Here is a 19,487-nt window from a genome sequence, read left to right on the forward strand (position 1 = left end):
CCCGCCGGGCGGCGGCGGCTTGGGGCCTCTCTTTGCCCCCTATTTTAGAACCAAACAAGGCCAATTCCCATGACGAAGTTTGACCGCAGGTTCGTCTTTTTCATATTAATATGAACAGCTTAACCCGAAAGAGCTGCGGCCGTGCCGCCGCGGCGTTCTGTCCCGCGCTCAAACGCCCGTGATCCGATGGGAAGATTCCCGCCCCGCCGCATTGTCTGCCTCACCGAGGAGACGGTCGAAACGCTGTACCTGCTGGGCGAGCAGGACCGCATCGTCGGCGTTTCGGGCTATGCGGTCCGCCCGCCCCGCGTACGCCGGGAAAAGCCCCGGGTATCGGCCTTCATCTCCGCGGACCTGCCCAAGATCACCGCGCTGGCCCCGGACCTGGTGCTCACGTTTTCGGACCTGCAGGCCGATATCGTCGCCGGCCTGGTCCGTGCGGGGATCGCGGTCCATGCCTTCAACCAGCGTGACGTCGCCGGCATCCTCGCCATGATCCGGACCGTGGGTGCCTTGGTGGATGCCGCCGGCCGGGCCGACACCCTGGTCGCGACCCTCGAGCGCCGGCTGGATGCGGTTGCCCACACCGCGGCGCGGTTGGTGAGACGGCCGAGGGTCTATTTCGAGGAGTGGGACGAACCGATGATCAGCGGCATCGGCTGGGTGTCCGAGCTGATCGGTCTCGCGGGCGGCACCGATGTGTTCGCCGACCTCGCCACAGCCGCGGCGGCCCGCGACCGGATCGTGTCGAGCGAGCAGGTGATCGCCGCCGCCCCGGCTGGGACAGCCTGCCGGCGGTGCGCGACGGCCGGATCGTCGAGATCAAGTCGGCGCTGATCCTGCAGCCGGGGCCGGCCGCCCTCACCGATGGCCTCGACGCCATGGTCGCGGCGCTGCGCTCCTGAGCCGCCTTACGGAAACAGGCCGCGCGTGGTCTTGGCGCCGCGCACACGCTCCACACCGATGGCCATGGCCGCGGTGCGGTTGAACACCTTGTCGCGCCGCGCGCGCGCCACCATGCGGTCGAATGCACGGTCGAGGATCTGGTATTCGCGCCGCGTCACCTCTTCCTCTTCCCAGAACAGCTGCTGCAGGTCCTGCACCCACTCGAAGTAGCTCACCACCACACCGCCGGAATTGCAGAGAATGTCAGGGATCAGGAATATCTCGTGCTGCCGCTGTTCCAGCACCAGGTCGGCTTCCGGCGTGGTCGGGCCGTTGGCGCCTTCCGCGACGATCCGGCAGCGCAGCCGCGCAGCGATGTCGGCATCGATCACCCGCTCCATCGCTGCCGGCACCACCACATCACATGGCAGCGTCAAAAGCTCATGCGGATCGAAGGCCAGTTCGTTGGCATAACCGGCCAGGCTGCCGCAAGCCGCGGCATATTCGACGAGGCCAGGAATATCCAGCCCGTTCGCGCGGTGGAGCGCACCGGTGTGGTCGCTGACCGCGATCACCTTGACGCCCATATTGTGCAGTTCGAGCGCCGCCACCGAGCCGACATTGCCGAATCCCTGCACCACCGCTGTCGCGCCGCCCGGGCGAATCTGCAGATCCTGCATCACCCGCCGCGTCAGATAGGCCACGCCCCGCCCTGTGGCCTCGCGGCGGCCGAGCGTGCCGCCGGCGGTCACCGGCTTGCCGGTGACGATCTCCGTCACCGTGCGGCCCTGGTACATGGAATAGGTATCCATGAACCAGGCCATCACCTGCTCGTTGGTGCCCATGTCCGGCGCCATCACGTCGGTGTGCGGGCCAACGAACGGAATCATCTCCTGCATGTAGCGCCGCGACAACGCCTCGAGCTCGCGCTTCGACAACGTCGACGGATCGACCCCGATGCCGCCCTTGGCGCCGCCATACGGCAAACCGACCAGCGCACACTTCCAGCTCATCCAGATCGCCAGCGCCGCGACCTCGCCGAGATCGACGCTCGCGGCGAACCGCGTGCCGCCCTTGGTGGGGCCGAGCGTCAGATGATGCTGCACCCGATAGCCTTCGAACACCGCAGTGGTGCCGTCGTCGCGATGGATCGGGCAGGAGATCGTCACTGCGCGCTTGGGCATCAGCAGCCGATCGCGCTCGTCGAGCGGGATCGACAGGTGATCGGCGATCACCCCGAACTGGTTGACCGCCATGTCGAACACCGGACCGCTATAGACCGTCATGCGTCCCTCCCTCGCTTGCGTGCGCGACGCGTTCCGACGGATTGTTACATCCGCCGCCATCGCGTGGCGCCGTGGCTTGATGAAATTTCGCGCTTGTGTCCTCTGCGACTCACGTCGCAGGACCGAAGCCCCCACCCGTCGGTGTGATGATGGTGACGGCCTCACCTGCCTGCAGCACCGTGCTGGCACAGCCGCCGAGCACCTCGACGCCATTCCGGCGCCGCACCAGATTTTCACCGAGCGCCCCCGGTTCGCCGCCATCGACGCCGAACGGCCTGACGCGGCGATGACCCGACAGGATCGCGCACTCCATGGCCTCGAGGAAACGGATGGTGCGGCGCGTGCCGTCGCCGGCGTTGTGCCGCCCCCTGCCGCCCGAGCCGCGCCGGATGGTGAACTCTTCCAGCACCACGGGAAAGCGGGTTTCCAGGATTTCCGGATCGGTCAGCCGCGAGTTGGTCATGTGGGTGTGGACCCCCGGCGCTCCGTCGAAATCGGGACCGGCCGGCGCGCCCGAGCAGATCGTCTCATAATACTGGTAGCGATCGTTGCCGAAGGTCAGGTTGTTCATGGTGCCCTGCGCCGAGCCCAGCGCCTTGAGCGCACCGAACAGGCAGTTGGTCACCGCCTGGCTGACCTCGACATTGCCGGCGACCACCGCTGCGGGATAGCGTGGCGCCAGCATCGAACCATCGGGCACGATCAACTTGATCGGACGCAGGCAGCCGGCGTTCATCGGGATGTCGTCGTCGACCATCACACGAAAGACGTAGAGCACCGCCGCGCGGGTGACCGGTGCCGGGGCATTGAAATTGTCCGGACGCTGCGTGCTGGTGCCGGTGAAATCAACCGTCGCCTCGCGCTTCTGCTTGTCGACCGTGATCCTGACCTCGATCACCGATCCCTGGTCGATCTCGTAGCGGAAGACGCCATCGGCAAGACGGTCCAGCACCCGCCGCACGCTCTCCTCGGCATTGTCCTGCACGTGGCCCATATAGGCACGCACCACGTCCATGCCGAAATAGCCGATCATCTTCTTGAGCTCGGCGACGCCCTTCTCGTTGGCCGCGATCTGTGCCTTGAGGTCATTGACGTTCTGCACCACGTTGCGAACCGGGTATTTCGCTCCTGTCAGCAACTGCGTCAGCGCCGCCTCGCGGAACACGCCGCGATCGACCAGCTTGAAGTTGTCGATATAGACCCCCTCCTCCTCGATGGTGGTGGCGATCGGCGACATCGAGCCCGGCGCGATGCCGCCGATGTCGGCATGATGGCCGCGGCTCGCGATCCAGAAGATGATCCGCTGCTCCGCATCGTCGAACACCGGCGTGCACACCGTGATGTCGGGCAGATGGGTGCCGCCATTGTACGGCGCGTTGATGGCGTAGACGTCCCCCGGGCGGATATCCGCATTCTGCGTCAGCACGGTCTCGACCGACTTATCCATCGAGCCCAGATGCACCGGCATGTGCGGCGCATTGGCGACCAGCGCGCCGGTCGCGTCAAAGATCGCGCAGGAGAAGTCGAGCCGCTCCTTGATGTTGACCGAATAGGCGGTGTTCTGCAGCGTCACCCCCATCTGCTCGGCGATCGACATGAACAGGTTGTTGAAGATCTCGAGCATCACCGGATCGGCAGCGGTGCCGACCGCCGCCCGCGCCGGCATCGCCTTGACGCGCGACAGCACGAGGTGGTCGCGCGTGGTCAGGCGGGCTTCCCAGCCGTCCTCGACCACGATGGTCTGGTTGGGCTCGACGATAATGGCGGGGCCCGGCATGCGGTGTCCCGCCACCAGTCCCTCGCGACGATAGACCTCGGCTGTATGCCAGCGACCGCCACTGAACATCTGGGTCTGGCGCACTCCCGGCGGGATCGCGGCCTCGATCGGCGCCACTTCCGGCTCGGCGAAGGTGGCCGCACCGCCGACGGCTTCCGTGCTCACCGCTTCCACCACCACCGGCTTGGTATCGTCGACGAAGCCAAAACGCTTGCGATGGGCGACCAGGAAATCGTCACGCAGGGTGCTGCGACGATCCGCGATGACCCGACCGTCACGCCGACTGAACGCCGGGATTTCCAGCGTGGTGTCGGTGCCGGCATAGCGGATATGGGCGCTGACGTTCACGGTGATCTCCTCTCCCGTCACGCCCTGACGTGTCAGTTCGGCCGTGCAGAGATCGCCGAGCTCGGCGCCGATCTCTTCGAGCGCGGCCCCTGCAGCCTCGAGGGGCTGGTCGAGCGCCCGCACCCGCGTGGCCCTGATATCGGCAAGCCCCATGCCGTAGGCCGACAGCAGCCCGGACATCGGATGGATCAGCACCTTGGTCATGCCGAGCGCGTCCGCGACGAGGCAGGCATGCTGGCCGCCGGCGCCGCCGAAGCAGTTCAGCGCATAGGCCGTGATGTCATAGCCACGCTGCACGGAGATCTTCTTGATCGCCTCCGCCATGTTGGCGACCGCGATCTGGATGAAACCGTCGGCGACCTGCTCAGGGGTCTGGCCGCCGCCGACATCCGCCGCCATGGCCGCGAACTTGTCGCTGACCACGCCGGCGTCGAGCGGCTGGTCCTGCTGCGGGCCGAAAATCGTCGGGAAGAACTCCGGGATCAGCTTGCCGGTCATCACATTGGCATCGGTGACCGCGAGCGGCCCGCCGCGGCGGTAGCAGGCCGGGCCCGGATTGGCGCCGGCGGATTCCGGCCCGACGCGGAAGCGGGCGCCATCGAACTGCAACAGTGAGCCACCGCCGGCGGCCACCGTGTGGATCAGCATCATCGGTGCACGTACCCGCACACCGGCGACTTCGGTCTCGAACGCGCGCTCATACTCGCCGTTGAAATGGGCGACGTCGGTCGAGGTCCCGCCCATGTCGAAGCCGATGACACGCTGGAAGCCCGCCGACTGACCGGTCTTGGCGAAGCCGACCACGCCGCCTGCCGGACCGGACAGGATGGCGTCCCGCCCCTGAAACATCTGCGCCGCGGTGAGACCACCGGACGACATCATGAACATCAGCCGGGCACCGGTTCGGGCGACATCGAGCTCCTCCGACACCTGCGCCACATAGCGGCGCAGGATCGGCGACAGATAGGCGTCGACCACGGTGGTGTCGCCACGCCCGACCAGCTTGATCAGCGGCGACACCTCGTAGCTGGCCGACACCTGGGTAAAGCCGATGCGCTCCGCGGCCGTTGCCAGAGCCTTTTCGTGCTCGGGGAAACGAAAGCCATGGATCAGAGCGATGGCGATGGCGCGAATGCCCGCGGCATATGCCGCCTTCATGGCTTCGACCGCCTGCGGCAGGTCGATCGCCTGCTCGACGGTGCCATCTGCCCGTACCCGCTCATCAACCTCGATGACGCGCTCGTAAAGCTGGTCAGGCTTGAGGATGTTGCGGGCGAAGATGTGCCGGCGATCCTGGTATCCGAGCTCCAGCACGTCGCGGAAGCCGCGGGTGGTGACGAACACGGTGCGATCGCCCTTGCGCTCCAGCAGCGCATTGGTCGCAACCGTCGTGCCCATCCGCACCTCGTCGATCAGCCCGGCCGGTATAGGCTCGCCGCTGCCGAGCCCGAGATGGGCGCGAATGCCGGCGACCGCGGCGTCGCGATAGGCGCCCGGATTTTCCGACAGCAGCTTGCGGGCGTGCAGGTCGCCTTGCGGATCGCGGCCGATCACGTCGGTGAAGGTGCCGCCACGATCAATCCAGAAATTCCAGCGTGACATTGTGGTCTCCGTCGTCAAATTTCGGCAATGGCTGACCGTTCGCCCGCGGTGGTCCGCCGGCGCCGGCCGTCTGAGTTGTCAAATGCGCCCGTGATCGGGCAACGAGCCTACATTCCGAGATAAGCCCGTCTCACCTCCGGGTTGTCGCGCACCTCAGCCGCAGGACCGCTCATGACAATACGGCCGGTCTGCAGCACATAGGCCCGATCGGAAATTTCAAGGCTCTCGGACAGCCGCTGCTCGACCAGCAGCACCGTCACGCCGGTCTCCCGGATCTTGCCGATCGCCTCGAAAATCTCGTCGACCAGCTTCGGCATGATGCCCTGTGATGGCTCGTCCAGCATCAACAGGCGCGGCCGCGTCATCAGCGCGCGCGAGATCGCCAGCATCTGCTGCTCGCCGCCGGACAGCGTCCCCGCCCGCTGGGGCAGACGCTCCTGCAGCCGTGGGAACAACTTGAACACGAAATCGAGCGGCGCATCTCGATCGGCCTTGTTTCGGAACAGGTAGCTGCCGAGCCGCAGATTGTCGGCGACGCTGAGGCGCGGGAACAACCGCTTGTTCTCGGGCACATAGGCGAGGCCGCGCGCGGTGATTTGATGGGCGGGGATGGTGTCGATGCGTTCACCGGCGAAATTGACCGTGCCCGAGCGCGCCTTCTCCATGCCCGCGATCGACTTCAGCAGGGTCGACTTGCCGGCCCCATTGGCGCCCGCCACGGTGACGATCTCGTTAGCATCGACCGCAATCGAAATGTCCGAGATGGCGATCAGGCCGCGATAGGCGGTCGTGATGTTGGAGACCTCAAGCAGCACGATGGCGATCTCCCAGATAGGCGGCGATGACGTTCTCATCGCGCACGACATCCTTCGGCGCGCCCTCCGCCAGCACCTTGCCGAGATTGAGCACCACGGCACGGTCGACCAGCGGCATCACCACTTCCATGACATGCTCGACCATCACCACGGTGACGCCGCTGTCGCGGATCTTGCGGATCAGCTCGGCGCCGGCACGCGACTCGCTGGGCGTCAGGCCTGTCAGCACCTCGTCGAGCAGCAGCAGTTTCGGCTCGGTCGCCAGTGCCCGCGCCACCTCGAGGCGACGCTTCTGCGGTGGAGTGAGGTCGGCAGCCGGTACGTTCGCCTGCGTCATCAGTCCGACATAGTCCAGCACGTCGAGCGCCTTGGCGCGGGCCTGGGCGGCGCGCGGATGGCGGACGAAGGCCCCGACGATGACGTTCTCGACCACCGTCATGGAATCGAACGAGCGCGGCACCTGGTAGGTGCGGGCAATGCCGCGAACGCAGCGCTCTGTCGCCGGCAGCGCGGTCACGTTCCCGCCCTCGAAGGTGATCGTGCCTGACGATGGCGGAAAGGCACCCGCGATCAGATTGAACAGGGTCGACTTGCCGGCACCATTGGGCCCGATCAGGCCGAGGATTTCGCCGCGGGCGATGGTCATGTCGATGGAGTCGTTGGCGACCAGACCGCCAAAACGGCGCGTCACCTTGTTGCAGGACACCAGAGGTTCACTCATGACGCCGTCCTCCGCCGCGCGGACTGGTCGAAGATGCTGAGCAGCCCCTCCGGGCGGGTCAGCGACACCACCATGATCAGCGCACCATAGACAGCGAGATCGAGTCCCGAGCCGGTGCCGCCCATGTAGGAGCGCGTGAACTCGGCGAGCGGGATCAAAATCAGCGCGCCCACCGCCGGCCCCCACAGCGAGCCGACACCTCCGAGCACGGCCGGCAGCGCCATCAGCAGCGAGAAGCGGAACTGCATCACGCTCTCCGGATCGATATAGGACACGAACGCCGCGTAGAAGCCGCCACCAATGGCCGTAAAGAACGCGGACACCCCGGCAGCCGCCATCTTGGAATGGAACACGGTGACACCGAGGCTTTCGGCGGCCTCCGGATTGTCCTTCACCGCCCGCCACCAGTAGCCCCAGCGCGACTCGACGATGCTGAAGGTGACGAGCCACACCACCGCGAACAGTCCCAGCACAAAATAGAAGTATGGCGCCTTGTCGCGGGCGAACTGCAGCGTCCACCAGCTGTCGCGGCCGAACGGCCACTGGATGCCGAGTGCCGCACCGGCATAGTCCCAGTTGTGCACGAGCAGCAGGCCGATCTCGGCGATGACAATGGTGGCGATCGAAAAATAGTGCCCCTTGAGGCGGAAACAGGGATAGCCGAGCACCAGCGCCACCAGCGCCGCGAGCATGCCGCCGGTCGCGAGCCCGACCCATGGCATGATGCCGAACTTCACGAACAGCAGGCTCGTGGTGTAGGCGCCGATGCCGAAATACAGCGCATGCCCGAGCGACACCTGCCCGCAATAGCCGCCGAGGATGTTCCAGCTCTGCGACAACGCGGCGAACAGCAGCGTCAGGATCAGGACGTTCATCACATAGACGTCGGAGACGAGCTTCGGCACGAAAGCCAGCGCCGCGAACACGGCGAGCGCAATGATCAGCTGCGCGCGGCGATCGGCGAGATGGCCGGCCACAGGGGATTGGGTCACGACGTCCCGCATCACAGCCTCCCGAACAGGCCGCTCGGCCGGATGAACAGCACACCCAGGTAGAGCGCATAAATGCCGACCGACTTCAGTGCCGGCGGCAAGATCAGCGTGGTCAGTGCCTCGACCAGACCGACGACGACTCCGGCGACAAGGGCGCCGAAGATGCTGCCGAAGCCGCCGAGCGCGACCGTGACATAGGCGATCAGCGCGAAGGTGCCGCCGACATTGGGATGGATGTAGTAGAAGATCGCAAGCACGGCGCCGGCAAGCCCGACCAGCGCGGCACCGAGCCCCCAGCCGAGCGCGAACACTCGGTTGCGGTCAATGCCGACCAGCGCCACCGCGCCCTGGTCCTCTCGGGTCGCTTCCAGCGCCTTGCCGAAATCGGTGCGGGTGATCAGCAGGTAGAGACCGGCAAAGGTAGCGAGCGAGATCACCCCGCCATAGATCTGCGGCCAAGGCAGGAACACGCCGCCGACATTGAGCGTCTTGCCGCCGAGCCAGGTGTGCGAAATGCTCTTGAAGTCAGGGGTGAAGACATACTGCGCGACGCCCTGGATCAGGATCGCGAGGCCAAAGGTCGCAAAGATCTGCACCATGCCCTGGTTGGTGGTGGCACGCATCGCAAACCGCACCACGCCGGCATAGACGGACACCCCGACCCCGAACATGACGGCAACCACAAGCGGCGCCATCAGCACCGGGTCGAGCGTGGTGGCGAACACCAGCCCGAAGGTTGTGTACATGGCCAGCATCAGGAACTCGCCATGGGCGAAGTTCACGACGTCCATCAGGCCGAATATCAGCGACAGCCCGACCGCGATCAGGGCGTAGATCAGCCCCATCAGAAGGCCGCTCGCAAGAACCTGCAACAATGCCTGCGTACTGATCATAAAGGGATCCGACGGCGCGCTTCAGCGCCAACGAGGAAAATGGACATTCATAAGTCGGGAGGCGCCGAACGTCGGGCCGGCGCCTCCGTGACGCGCGATCAGGCGTTCATCGGCCACAGCGGCTCGGCGACCGCGACCGCGGTCGGATAGATGGTGACGAACTTGCCGCCGATGTACTGGATCAGCACCGGATCGGCGTCGGCGTTCTGGCCGTCGGCACCAAACTTGACGCGTTTCCAGGGCATGATGGTGCGGTCACCCGGGATATCGGTCGCGGCGAGCGCCGCGCGGATCTTCTCGCCGTCGGTCGACTTGGCGCGATCGATGGCGTCCGCCAGCACCAGGATCGCCATCAGCTGGCGCGAGGTGTTGTCGTTGAGATCGCGGCCGGCGCGGGCCTTGAACATCTCGTTGACCTTGAGAATCGCGGGGCGCTTCTGCGCCATGTCCAGCGAGAAGCTGGCGCGGGAGATCAGGCCGACCGACTTGTCGGCGACCGCATCGAAATAGGCCTTGTCGGCGAATCCAGCGGCCTGGGCGAGGATGTTCTTCGGCTTGTAGCCGAGCTCGTCCATGGTCTTGACCAGCAGGATCGCGTCGGTGGTGTAGCTCGACGGCATCAGCACGTCGGGATTGGCCGACTTGAGCTGCTGCACCTCGGCGGTGAGCGACGGCGAGTTGGACTTGTACTTGATGTCGGCGACGATCTTGTAGCCGCGCTCGGCGGCGAGCTTGCGCTGCACGTTCGAGGAGTCGGTGCCGAAAATGGTGTCCTCATAGAAGATGCCGATCGTTTCGACCTTCTTGCCGGCCTTCTTCTGCGCGTCGAGGAAATCGAACATCGCCGCGGTGAACATCTCGTCATGGGCGGCGGGACGGAAGAAGAACTTCAGGCCGCGGGTGTGCAGGCTCGGCGACGAAGAGTCGGCCGCGACATAGGGCACACCGTAACGCTCGCAGGCGACGCTCGCCGTTGAAGACGCGGACGAATGGAAGGCGCCGGCGATGGCGACGACCTTCTCCTGGGTGATCAGGCGCTCGGCTTCGGCACGGGCTTTCTGCGGGTCGCCCTGATGGTCGGCGAACACCAGCTTGATCTTGGCGTTGCCGAGCCCGGCGAGGCCGGCATTCTTCGCCGTCGGCAGATCGAGATCGTGGGCGTTGTTGACGATGTCGACGGCGGTTTCGAGGGCATGCCGCGCATCGGTGCCGACCTGCGCACTGGCGCCGGTGAACGGCCAGATCGCGCCGATCGCAATCTCCCCTCCCGACTGAGCGAAGGCGCGGGTCCCCAGCAGGGACAGGGCGGCGCCGGACAACAAGACTTCGCGACGATTCATCGAAGATCCTCCTGAAGGTGAATGACGCCAGATGGCGCCTATTCGCTCGATTTACTGGATGGCGAATTCCGTATTGCGACGGTCCGTGACCAGCATGGCCCCGGGCGCGTGGGTGATGGCGAAGTCTGGACGCGACTGCAGGATGATCGACTGTGGCGTGACGCCGCATGCCCAGAACACAGGCACTTCACCCGGATTGATGGTCACCGCGTCACCATAGTCCGGCTTGCTGACATCAGCGATGCCGATCTGCGAGGGATCGCCGAAATGCACCGGCGCGCCATGCACCGACGGGAAACGGGTGGTGATCTGGATGGCGCGGATCGCGTCCCTGGGCTTGAACGGCCGCATCGACACCACCATCGGCCCCGAGAACGGTCCCGCCGCCGTGCAGGGCACGTTGGTGCGGTACATTGGAACGTTGCGGCCCTGTTCGATGTGGCGGATGCCGAGGCCATCGGCCATCAGCGCTTCTTCGAACGAGAACGAGCAGCCGATGACGAACGCGACGAGGTCCTTGCGCCAGTGCGCCATGATGTCCGTCGGCTCCTCGACCAGCTCGCCGTCGCGCCACACCCGATAGCGCGGCAGGTCGGTGCGGATGTCGAGGTCGAGGCCCAGCGCCGGGATCCGCGGATCGCCGACCTCCGAGATACCCACGATCGGACACGGCTTGGGGTTGAGCTGGCAGAAGCGCAGGAAGTCGGCGGCCAGCCGCTCCGGCAGGATGGCGAGGTTGCCCTGCACATAGCCGAGGGCGACGTTGGCGGTCGGGCCGGTGATCTGGCCGGTGCGGCAGGCCAGGCGCGCCTCACGGCTGGCCAGGGCACGGTCGGGGGACGGCGGAGTGATCGACATCGGCGTTTCCATTCTCGGGTGGTCCCGATCGTTGCAAAGTTTGTTCCTCTCGACAAAGGACCATCACGGAACGATAATGTCTAATCGTCTTTTTGGATCAATGTTGATAAATTCATCTTATCGGACGTTGAGCGCCGCACATGGTCGACTTCAAGAATCTCGAGACCTTCGTCTGGGTGGTCACCCTTGGCAGCTTCCGCGGCGCGGCGCACAAGCTCAACACCACCCAGCCGGCGATCTCCCAGCGCATTGCGCAGCTCGAGGACGAGATGGGCGTCAAGCTGCTGCAGCGTGACCACCGCGCCGTGCTTCCCACTCCAAGCGGCCGGCAGATGATGCTCTATGCGGAGCGGCTGATCGGCCTGCGCGCAGAAATGCTGGCCGCGGTGCGCGACCGCACGGCGATGCGCGGCGTGCTGCGGCTCGGCGTCTCCGAGACCATCGTCCACACTTGGCTATCGCAGCTGATCAAGGACGTGAACACCGCCTATCCGCACCTGTCGCTGGAGATCGAGGTCGACATCACGCCCAACCTGCAGGCCCGCCTGCTGGCGCAGGAGATCGATCTCGCATTCCTGCTGGGGCCACTGACCGCCCCCTCCGTGCGCAACCGGGTGCTCTGCGACTATCCCAACGCCTTCGTCGCGAGCCCGGCGCTCAAGCTCGGGAGCAGCCTCATGAGCGCGCATGACCTCGCGCAGTATCCAATCATCACATTCCCGCGCAAGACGCAGCCCTACGAGCTGATCCGCTCGCTGTTCAATCGTCCCGATCTGCCCTCGGTGCGGCTGCATGCCAGCGCGTCACTCGCCACCGTGATCCACATGGCGATTGAAGGCCTCGGCATCGCCGTCATTCCCACCGCCATCGTCGAGAACGAGATCGCCGACGGACGGCTGCAGATGCTCACGACCGAGATCGCCATCCCATCGCTGACATTCTCCGCGAGCTGGCTGGCCTCGCCGGACGCGCTGGCGGTCGAGCTGGTGGCGCAGATCGCGGTCGACCTGGCGCAGCGGCCGCAGGCCCCGCCCCGCCCGCCCCCCAGCAGGGGTTAGCGAGCGCCGCCGGCTGACCCGTCCAGCGCCCGGAAACTGTCCTCGAGCTGCGCCGAGATCGGCACATCGAGCTTTTCGCCAGTCGGCAGCCGCGCCACGAACCACTTCTTGTAGAGCGGCAGCAGGTCCTGGTTGGTGGCAAGCTTGCGCAGCGCCCGCTCGACCACATCGGCAACCTGCGGCTCGCCCTTGCGGAACATGATGCCGTAGGGATCGTAAGACAGATAGTCGCCGGTGACGCGGAACCTGTCCTGCGACTTGTGCCGCGCGATCAGACCGTAGAGCAGGATGTCGTCGGTGGCGAAGGCGTCTGCCTTGCCGTCCACCAGCATCTGGTAGGACTGCTCATGGTCGTCCCCGACCAGGAACTTGAGCCCAAGACTGAACTTGGCGTCGACGAGATGCATCGCCTGTTCGTTGGTGGTGCCCTTGGTCACCACCACGGTCTTGCCGGCGAGCTCTTTCGGGCCGTTGATGACGGAGGCCTTCGGCACCATCAGCTTGGTGCCGGACACGTAGATCATCGGCGAGAATGCCACCTGCTTGGCACGCTCGGCATTGGCCGTGGTCGATCCGCACTCGAAATCAATCTGCTTCTGCAGCAGCGCCGGAATGCGACTGTCCGACGTTACCTTCACATAGTCGATCTTGAGGTCGCCCTCGTCGATCTCGATACCGACCTCGTCGACGATCGCCTCGCAGATTTCGAGGCTGTAGCCGATCGGCCTGTTGGCATGGTCGAGGAAGGACAGCGGCGGCGAACTCTCACGATAACCGAGCCGCACGGTGCGAGTGGCCTTGATAGTGGCGAGGGTGGGGCTGAGCCCACCCTCCGTTTGAGCGGCGCCGGAGGCCGGCAAGCTCAGCACGCCGGCCAGAACGCAGGCGGCACGGAGCATCCTGATGACAGCTGCGCGCATTGGTCGATCCACTGGGCGATCCATCGCTCGATCCATCCTTGACCGAAACCGGCTACGGCTACGCTGGCACCGGTTCTCCGGGAATCGCGCTCGGCGGCACCACGTCATCCGGCCGCAGTTCGTGCTCGGGCGCGAGCTCGCCCTCCCACTTCGCCACCACCGCGGTGGCCAGCGAGTTGCCGATCACGTTGGTGGCGCTGCGGCCCATGTCGAGGAAGGTGTCGATCCCCATGATCATCAACAACCCCGCCTCCGGAATGTTGAACTGCGACAGTGTGGAGGCAATCACCACCAGCGACGCGCGCGGCACGCCCGCCACGCCCTTCGAGGTGATCATCAGCGTCGCCAGCATGGCGAACTGCGTCCCGAGGGGCATCTCGATATGATAGGACTGCGCGATGAAGATGCTGGCAAAGGTGCAGTACATCATCGTGCCGTCGAGATTGAACGAATAGCCGAGCGGCAGCACGAAGCTGGAGATCCGCGACGACGCGCCGAAACGATTCAAACCTTCCAGCGTCTTCGGATAGGCCGCCTCCGAGCTCGCCGTCGAGAACGCGATCATCAACGGCTCGCGGATCAGCCGCAGCAGATGGGCATAGCGCGGACCGATCGCAACGAAGCCGACGACGATCAGAATTGCCCAGAGAATCAGCAGCGACAGGTAGAAGCCGCCCATGAACACGACCAGCTTCCACAGCACGCCAAGGCCGTTCTTGGCGACCGTCGCCGTCACCGCCGCCCAGACGGCGAGCGGCGCGAACAGCATGACATAGCTCGTCACCTTCAGCATGATATGGGCAAGGTCGTCGATCAGCGACAGCATCTGCTTGGAGCGCTCGGGCATCGCGCCCATTGCCACCGAGAAGAACACCGAGAAGATCACGATCTGCAGGATTTCGTTCTGCGCCATCGCGTCGGCGATCGAGGTCGGGATCAGATGGGTGAGAAATTTTTCAAGTGAGAACGCCGAAACCGGCAGGCCGGTCGACTGCGTCGCCGCGGGCAGGGTGCCGGGAAAGTTCGCACCTGGTTTCAGGATATTGACCATGACGAGGCCGAGCAGCAGCGATACGAATGACGCCGTGACGAACCAGCCCATGGTCTTGGCAAAGATGCGGCCAAGCTTGGCGCCGCTGCCCATGTGGGCGATGCCGCCGACCAGCGTTGCGAACACCAGCGGCGCAATGATCATCTTGATCAGGCGGAGGAACAGCATCGCGATCAGGTTGATGCTGGAGGCAAGCTCGGCGCGGGTGTCAGGCCAATATTCGTAGATCGCGGCGCCCATCACGATGCCGAGCGCCATGGCGAAGAGAATGTAGCGAGTAAACTTATTGGACATAGCCAAGTACTCCCCAATCCCGACGGTGGTGAGTATGACGAAAATTTAAACCGGGGCAACCGCGTTCGACGCGCACACCATTACAGTTGTGCCTGCCGCTGCCCGCAGCGCAGCAAGCACACTGGTTGCGCTGCGACGCCGTTCGTCAGCGCTCGTCGTCGGCCTTGCGACGATCGCGCAGACCACCGGCGACGCGCTTCAACCTGTTTCGCAAGGTGGAGAGCGTCGGCATATCCAGCCCCGCGGCGCACATCAGCGCCGCCGGAATGTCCCGCGCCGTCTCGCGGAACGCGCGCCCCTTGTCGGTCAGCGTCACGCGAACAACCCGCTCGTCTTCGCTGTCGCGACGCCGCGCGACCCATCCTGCAGCTTCCATCCGCTTCAACAGCGGCGTCAAGGTGCCGCTATCGAGAAACAGCGGCTCGCCGAGCTGCTTCACGGTCTGGTCGTCCCGCTCCCAGAGCTGCAGCAGCACGAGGTATTGCGGGTAGGTCAGCCCTTGCGGATCGAGGAACGGCTTGTAGGCCTGCGTGAAGGCATGGCCGGCGGCATAGACGGCAAAGCACAACTGGTTGTCCAGTCGTTGCTCCGGCGGCACGTCTCCAGCAGCGATCTTCTTTGCGCTCAAAGACTTACTCAACGGCTTGCTCAACGCTCAAGACTCCGGCGGCAGGCATCCGTCAGCCTGCGCGATTCGACCCGGCAGGCACAATGCCCGCCCCGCTTGACTTTTAATATTACGCAATTAGATTGCGCGCAATGCAATTTGCGATGGCAAATTGCAGCCCTTCCTCTTCGAGCCTCGCTTCCCCTCACATCAAGGAATCTTGCCATGTCTCTGCAGAAGGTGGTCTATCAAGCTCATGCGACGGCGACCGGCGGCCGCGACGGCCGCGCGGTTTCCTCGGACAACGTGCTCGACGTCAAGCTCGCGACCCCGCGCGAGATGGGCGGCGCCGGCGGTGTCGGCACCAACCCCGAGCAGCTGTTCGCCGCGGGCTACTCCGCCTGCTTCCTCGGCGCACTGAAGTTCGTCGCCGGCCGCGAGAAAGTGGCAATTCCCGATACCACCACCGTGGAGGGCACCGTCGGCTTCGGTCCCATCCCCAATGGCTTCGGCATCGAGGCCGAACTGAAGGTCACCATTCCCGGGCTGCCGCACGAGCAGGCCGAAGCGCTGGTGCACAAGGCTCACCAGGTCTGTCCGTACTCCAACGCCACGCGCAACAATATCGACGTCCGGCTCGTCGTGGCCTGACGCGACGCGGACCATCGACCGGCGAAGCGCGCCGCTTCGCCGGTCGCGACATGATGCGGCCATTTCATCCCCGGCGGAAATGCTCTAGCGTTCAAAAAAACGCATCCGCCTGGAGGAATGCCATGACCGCCGTCAACCGTCAGATCCTGCTGGTCGAGAAGCCGACCGGAAAGCTCGGCCCCGAACATTTCCGTCTGGCGGAAGCGCCGATTCCGGAGGCCAAGGACGGCGAGGTTCTGCTGCGGGTGCGCTATATCTCGCTCGACGCCGCCAATCGCGCCTGGATGCACGGCGCCACCTACCGCTCGGCGGTGGAGGCCAACACCGTGATGGCCGGTGGCGGCATTGCCGAGGTCGTCAGCTCCAACGCCCCCGGCTTTGCTCCCGGCGACATCGTGTTCGGCGACACCGGCTGGCAGGACTACGCCGCGGTGCGCGGCAAGCATCTCACCAGGATGCCGAAGATCGAGCCGATGACCTACCTGCTCAGCGTCTACGGCATCGCCGGACTAACCGCCTATTTCGGCCTGCTGAATGTCGGCCGCCCGAAGGCCGGCGAAACCGTCGTCGTCTCGGCGGCGGCGGGTTCGGTCGGGTCGATCGTCGGGCAGATCGCGAAGATCAAGGGCTGCCGTGTGGTCGGGATCGCCGGCGGCGCCGACAAATGCCGCTGGCTGACCACCGAGCTCGGCTTCGATGCCGCGGTGGACTACAAGTCCGGCCCGGTGTTCAAGCAACTGAAGACCGCGGCTCCGAACGGCATCGACGTCTATTTCGACAACGTCGGCGGCGACATCCTGGAAGCCTGCCTGCCGCAGATGAACCTGTTCGGCCGGATCGCCTGTTGCGGCGCGGTCTCGCAGTATGATGGCACCCCGTCGTCCCATGGCCCGCGCGGCGTGCCGGGGCTGATCGTGGTGAAACGCCTGACCATGCAAGGCTTCATTGTGATGGATTTCGACAGCCAGCGCGACCAGGCGCTGGCCGACCTGCAATCGTGGGTGGCCTCGGGGCAGCTCAAGGTTCAGGAAGACGTCATCACCGGCCTGGAAAACACCCCGCAGGCACTGATCGGTCTGCTCGCCGGCGACAATCGCGGCAAGCGCATGGTGAAACTCTGAACGCAGGTGTCCTGGTTCTGACACTCGCATCAAGCTGTCGTAGACGACAGAACGGTGACGATGGCACAACCACGCCGTGAAAGGCTGATTCCTGAACGGCCCCAGCGACATCCCCTAGCAATTTGTCCCGGCCGGCGGCACACTGCACGCGCGAGCGGCCTTGTGACGGGCCGGGCCAACGGCGTTCTGATCGAGGGGAAGCAATGACCACGACCCATGCCGACCTGTCGCAAAGTCGCAATGGCCTGCCGCTCGCGGCGACGCTTGGCGCCCTCGGGGTGGTCTATGGCGATATCGGCACCAGCCCGCTCTATGCGCTGAAGGAAGCCGCCAAAGCCGCGGCCCATGGCGGGCCGCTGGCGCCGGACGCGGTGCTCGGCGTGGCATCGCTGATCCTGTGGGCGCTGATCACCATCATCTCGATCAAATATGCAATGCTGATCATGCGCGCCGACAACCGCGGCGAAGGCGGCATCGTCGCGCTGCTGGCGCTGTTGTCCGCGCGCAACGCCCGGCCCGGGACCTGGCGTGCGCATCTGCTGCTGGTCGGCCTGATCGGCGCCGCGCTGCTCTATGGCGATGGCGCCATTACCCCGGCGATCTCGGTGCTGAGCGCGGTCGAAGGCCTCAAGGTCGACGCACCGTCGCTGGCGCCCATCGTGGTGCCGCTGACGGTGGTGATCCTGATCGGGCTGTTCATCATGCAGAAGAAGGGCACCGGATTCATCGGCGGTATCTTCGGCCCGGTGATGCTCGCCTGGTTCCTGGTCATCGGCCTGCTCGGCCTTTACGGCATCGCCCACGCCCCCGGCGTGCTGGTCGCTCTCAGCCCGCTCTATGCGGTCGACTTCCTGCTGCACCAGGATTTTCATGTCAGCTTCGCGATCCTCGGTGCGGCGTTCCTCGCCGTGACCGGCGGCGAAGCGATGTATGCCGACATGGGCCATTTCGGTCGCATGCCGATCCGGCTTGCCTGGTTCGCGATCGCGCTGCCGGCGCTCGTGCTCAATTATTTCGGCCAGGCGGGCCTGCTGATCTCGGATCCAACCGCCATCGACAATCCGTTCTATCAGCTTGCCCCCAACTGGATCCACTATCCGCTGGTCGCGTTCGCGACCCTGGCGACCGTGATCGCCTCGCAAGCGATCATCTCCGGTGCCTTCTCGCTCACCCAGCAATCGATCCAACTCGGCTTCCTGCCCAGGATGCAGATCCGCCACACCGCCAGCCACGAGATCGGACAGATCTACGTGCCGCTGGTGAACTGGCTGCTCGCCGCCGCGACGCTCGGCGCCGTGCTGGGCTTCGGCACATCGGACGCGCTCGCCGGCGCCTACGGTATCGCCGTCTCGCTGCTGATGGCGATCACCACCCTGCTCGCGGCGCTGGTGGCGATCCAGTGGGGCTATCCACCCATCGTCGTGCTGGCCGTCAACGGCTTCTTCCTCATCATCGACTGCATCTTCTTCGCCGCCAACGCCACCAAGCTGTTCGAGGGCGGCTGGTTCCCGCTGCTGCTCGCCGGCGCGGTGGCTTTCCTGATGCTGACCTGGCGTAGCGGTGTGCGGCTGGTCGAAGCCGCGCGCGGCAGGCTGCGCCAGCCGGAAGAAGAGCTGATCGAAACCGCGGTGAGCAAGTGCAAGGCACGGCTGCCGGGCGCCGCGGTCTTCCTCGCATCATCGCCGCATGGTGTTCCGCTGGCGCTGACCCAGTTCGTCAAGCACAACCACGCCCTGCACGAACGTGTGCTGATCGTGACGGTCCAGATCGAGGAAGCTCCGCGCATTCCGGACACCGAGCGCGTCGAACTGATCGAGATCGTGCCCGGCATCACCCGGATCATCCTGCATTTCGGCTTCATGCAATATCCCACCATCTCGGAAGGCCTGAGCCTCGCCTGCGATCAGGGCAAGCTGCCAGACATCAATCTCGACGACATCAGCTACTACATCGGCCGCGAAACCATCATCCCGACCGAGAAGGTCGCCGGCATGGCGGTCTGGCGCGAGACGGTGTTTGCCTTCCTGCAGCGCAACGCCGAGCGTTCGGCTGCCTTCTTCGGCGTGCCCACCAAACAGGTTGTGGAGTTCGGCACCGAGCTCGAGATCTAGCGGGGCGTGGCCCAACTGGACGACCGAGTCAGGGGCGACGATTAACCATCTCCTGGAAGGTCCGCCGGCCGGCCCGCTGTGCCCGGACGCGACAATTTTCATCAATTGAAAACCACCGCTCTGCGTTTAAGCAGCAGGTCAGGTTTTCTTAAGTGCT

The 19,487-nt window shown here is 65.1% G+C and carries 15 protein-coding genes and 1 pseudogene; 5 read left to right on the plus strand and 11 right to left on the minus strand.

What is annotated here, in order from left to right; all coding sequences use genetic code 11:
- Nucleotides 1-186 precede the first annotated feature (186 nt).
- A pseudogene (locus tag AB4Z37_RS03405) lies at nt 187-905 on the plus strand (ABC transporter substrate-binding protein).
- Between the two features lie 6 nt (nt 906-911).
- On the opposite strand, the gene AB4Z37_RS03410 reads toward AB4Z37_RS03405, so the two are convergent.
- The 8 genes from AB4Z37_RS03410 to AB4Z37_RS03445 all read right to left on the minus strand — a co-directional run bounded on the left by AB4Z37_RS03410 (nt 912) and on the right by AB4Z37_RS03445 (nt 11,517).
- Entirely contained in the window at nt 912-2,171 is a 1,260-nt protein-coding gene (locus tag AB4Z37_RS03410; protein WP_441515288.1) for a Glu/Leu/Phe/Val family dehydrogenase, read from the minus strand.
- Between the two features lie 109 nt (nt 2,172-2,280).
- Entirely contained in the window at nt 2,281-5,898 is a 3,618-nt protein-coding gene (locus tag AB4Z37_RS03415) for a hydantoinase B/oxoprolinase family protein (protein WP_441515289.1), read from the minus strand.
- A gap of 107 nt (nt 5,899-6,005) precedes the next feature.
- Nucleotides 6,006-6,752 (minus strand): ABC transporter ATP-binding protein, encoded by a 747-nt coding sequence (locus AB4Z37_RS03420; RefSeq protein ID WP_441515290.1) that lies wholly within the window; start codon nt 6,750-6,752, stop codon nt 6,006-6,008.
- Nucleotides 6,703-7,434 (minus strand): ABC transporter ATP-binding protein, encoded by a 732-nt coding sequence (locus AB4Z37_RS03425; RefSeq protein ID WP_441515291.1) that lies wholly within the window; start codon nt 7,432-7,434, stop codon nt 6,703-6,705. Before AB4Z37_RS03425 ends, AB4Z37_RS03420 begins: the two co-directional genes overlap by 50 nt.
- Nucleotides 7,431-8,438 (minus strand): branched-chain amino acid ABC transporter permease, encoded by a 1,008-nt coding sequence (locus AB4Z37_RS03430; RefSeq protein WP_441515292.1) that lies wholly within the window; start codon nt 8,436-8,438, stop codon nt 7,431-7,433. Before AB4Z37_RS03430 ends, AB4Z37_RS03425 begins: the two co-directional genes overlap by 4 nt.
- Complete coding sequence (locus AB4Z37_RS03435; protein ID WP_441515293.1) at nt 8,438-9,319, minus strand: branched-chain amino acid ABC transporter permease; 882 nt, start codon at nt 9,317-9,319, stop codon at nt 8,438-8,440. The genes AB4Z37_RS03430 and AB4Z37_RS03435 overlap by 1 nt, the downstream gene beginning before the upstream one ends.
- A gap of 98 nt (nt 9,320-9,417) precedes the next feature.
- Nucleotides 9,418-10,659, minus strand: a complete 1,242-nt coding sequence (locus tag AB4Z37_RS03440) for an ABC transporter substrate-binding protein (RefSeq protein WP_441515294.1) — start codon at nt 10,657-10,659, stop codon at nt 9,418-9,420.
- Nucleotides 10,660-10,710: 51 nt separating this feature from the next.
- Entirely contained in the window at nt 10,711-11,517 is an 807-nt protein-coding gene (locus tag AB4Z37_RS03445; protein ID WP_441515295.1) for a putative hydro-lyase, read from the minus strand.
- A gap of 140 nt (nt 11,518-11,657) precedes the next feature.
- Between AB4Z37_RS03445 and AB4Z37_RS03450 the strand changes: the two genes are divergently transcribed.
- Nucleotides 11,658-12,575: a LysR family transcriptional regulator gene (locus AB4Z37_RS03450; protein ID WP_441515296.1), complete on the plus strand. Its 918-nt coding sequence runs from the start codon at nt 11,658-11,660 to the stop codon at nt 12,573-12,575.
- Here the strand turns inward: AB4Z37_RS03450 and AB4Z37_RS03455 are convergent.
- The 3 genes from AB4Z37_RS03455 to AB4Z37_RS03465 all read right to left on the minus strand — a co-directional run bounded on the left by AB4Z37_RS03455 (nt 12,572) and on the right by AB4Z37_RS03465 (nt 15,468).
- Nucleotides 12,572-13,474: an amino acid ABC transporter substrate-binding protein gene (locus AB4Z37_RS03455; protein ID WP_441515756.1), complete on the minus strand. Its 903-nt coding sequence runs from the start codon at nt 13,472-13,474 to the stop codon at nt 12,572-12,574. The genes AB4Z37_RS03450 and AB4Z37_RS03455 overlap by 4 nt on opposite strands.
- A gap of 79 nt (nt 13,475-13,553) precedes the next feature.
- Entirely contained in the window at nt 13,554-14,840 is a 1,287-nt protein-coding gene (locus AB4Z37_RS03460; RefSeq protein ID WP_441515297.1) for a dicarboxylate/amino acid:cation symporter, read from the minus strand.
- Between the two features lie 145 nt (nt 14,841-14,985).
- Nucleotides 14,986-15,468, minus strand: a complete 483-nt coding sequence (locus AB4Z37_RS03465) for a MarR family winged helix-turn-helix transcriptional regulator (protein ID WP_441515757.1) — start codon at nt 15,466-15,468, stop codon at nt 14,986-14,988.
- Nucleotides 15,469-15,672: 204 nt separating this feature from the next.
- Here AB4Z37_RS03465 and AB4Z37_RS03470 point away from each other — a divergent pair, with 204 nt between their 5' ends.
- The 3 genes from AB4Z37_RS03470 (at nt 15,673) to AB4Z37_RS03480 (ending at nt 19,330) form a co-directional block, all read left to right on the plus strand.
- On the plus strand, nt 15,673-16,098 hold the full coding sequence (locus AB4Z37_RS03470; protein WP_441515298.1) for an organic hydroperoxide resistance protein: 426 nt from the start codon (nt 15,673-15,675) through the stop codon (nt 16,096-16,098).
- Between the two features lie 122 nt (nt 16,099-16,220).
- Complete coding sequence (locus AB4Z37_RS03475) at nt 16,221-17,219, plus strand: NADP-dependent oxidoreductase (RefSeq protein WP_441515299.1); 999 nt, start codon at nt 16,221-16,223, stop codon at nt 17,217-17,219.
- 203 nt (nt 17,220-17,422) lie between these two features.
- A complete protein-coding gene (locus tag AB4Z37_RS03480) occupies nt 17,423-19,330 on the plus strand; it encodes a potassium transporter Kup (protein WP_441515300.1) in 1,908 nt (635 codons plus the stop codon).
- The last annotated feature ends 157 nt before the right edge of the window (nt 19,331-19,487 follow it).

The sequence above is a fragment of the Bradyrhizobium sp. 2TAF24 genome (assembly GCF_052115025.1).
Lineage (GTDB): Bacteria > Pseudomonadota > Alphaproteobacteria > Rhizobiales > Xanthobacteraceae > Bradyrhizobium_A.

Bases quoted from the DNA above. Each gene is read 5' to 3' on its own strand.
- AB4Z37_RS03410 (WP_441515288.1), bottom strand. From the start codon at position 2,171: ATGACGGTCTATAGCGGTCCGGTGTTCGACATGGCGGTCAACCAGTTC.
- AB4Z37_RS03415 (WP_441515289.1), bottom strand. From the start codon at position 5,898: ATGTCACGCTGGAATTTCTGGATTGATCGTGGCGGCACCTTCACCGAC.
- AB4Z37_RS03420 (WP_441515290.1), bottom strand. From the start codon at position 6,752: ATGAGAACGTCATCGCCGCCTATCTGGGAGATCGCCATCGTGCTGCTT.
- AB4Z37_RS03425 (WP_441515291.1), bottom strand. From the start codon at position 7,434: ATGAGTGAACCTCTGGTGTCCTGCAACAAGGTGACGCGCCGTTTTGGC.
- AB4Z37_RS03430 (WP_441515292.1), bottom strand. From the start codon at position 8,438: ATGCGGGACGTCGTGACCCAATCCCCTGTGGCCGGCCATCTCGCCGAT.
- AB4Z37_RS03435 (WP_441515293.1), bottom strand. From the start codon at position 9,319: ATGATCAGTACGCAGGCATTGTTGCAGGTTCTTGCGAGCGGCCTTCTG.
- AB4Z37_RS03440 (WP_441515294.1), bottom strand. From the start codon at position 10,659: ATGAATCGTCGCGAAGTCTTGTTGTCCGGCGCCGCCCTGTCCCTGCTG.
- AB4Z37_RS03445 (WP_441515295.1), bottom strand. From the start codon at position 11,517: ATGTCGATCACTCCGCCGTCCCCCGACCGTGCCCTGGCCAGCCGTGAG.
- AB4Z37_RS03450 (WP_441515296.1), top strand. From the start codon at position 11,658: ATGGTCGACTTCAAGAATCTCGAGACCTTCGTCTGGGTGGTCACCCTT.
- AB4Z37_RS03455 (WP_441515756.1), bottom strand. From the start codon at position 13,474: ATGCTCCGTGCCGCCTGCGTTCTGGCCGGCGTGCTGAGCTTGCCGGCC.
- AB4Z37_RS03460 (WP_441515297.1), bottom strand. From the start codon at position 14,840: ATGTCCAATAAGTTTACTCGCTACATTCTCTTCGCCATGGCGCTCGGC.
- AB4Z37_RS03470 (WP_441515298.1), top strand. From the start codon at position 15,673: ATGTCTCTGCAGAAGGTGGTCTATCAAGCTCATGCGACGGCGACCGGC.
- AB4Z37_RS03475 (WP_441515299.1), top strand. From the start codon at position 16,221: ATGACCGCCGTCAACCGTCAGATCCTGCTGGTCGAGAAGCCGACCGGA.
- AB4Z37_RS03480 (WP_441515300.1), top strand. From the start codon at position 17,423: ATGACCACGACCCATGCCGACCTGTCGCAAAGTCGCAATGGCCTGCCG.